Origin of the sequence: Azospirillum sp. TSO35-2, from assembly GCF_003116095.1 — a bacterium.
In the GTDB taxonomy this organism is placed as follows: Bacteria; Pseudomonadota; Alphaproteobacteria; order Azospirillales; family Azospirillaceae; genus Azospirillum.
Genome location: NZ_LGRA01000021.1, coordinates 422,488 through 422,840, shown reverse-complemented (window position 1 = coordinate 422,840; position 353 = coordinate 422,488). Strand labels below are relative to the sequence as shown.

Annotated in this window: 1 protein-coding gene; it reads left to right on the top strand. The window is 64.6% G+C overall.

The window, feature by feature from the left end; genetic code table 11:
• On the top strand, positions 1 to 353 hold a 353-nt coding region (locus TSO352_RS33555), incomplete at both ends, for a glyceraldehyde 3-phosphate dehydrogenase NAD-binding domain-containing protein (protein WP_247872231.1).

The following is a 353-nucleotide window of genomic DNA, read 5'->3' as shown; positions in this document are numbered from 1 at the left end:
ACCTCAAGGCCAACGCCCACCTGCTGAAGTACGACAGCGTCCATGGCCGCTTCCCCGGCACCATCGAGACCGCCCAATCTGAAGACGGGAGCGGTGTGCTGATCGTCAACGGCCACTCCATCAAGGTCGTGCAGGAGCGTGACCCGGCCAAGCTGCCGTGGAAGGATCTGGGCGTCCAGATCGCCATGGAATGCTCGGGCATCTTCACCAAGCGTGCCGACGCCGCCAAGCATCTGGAAGCCGGCGCCGAGAAGGTGCTGATCTCCGCCCCGGCCACCGACGAGGACATCACCGTCGTCTACGGCGTCAACCACGACAAGCTGACGGCCGCGCACAAGATCGTCTCCAACGCG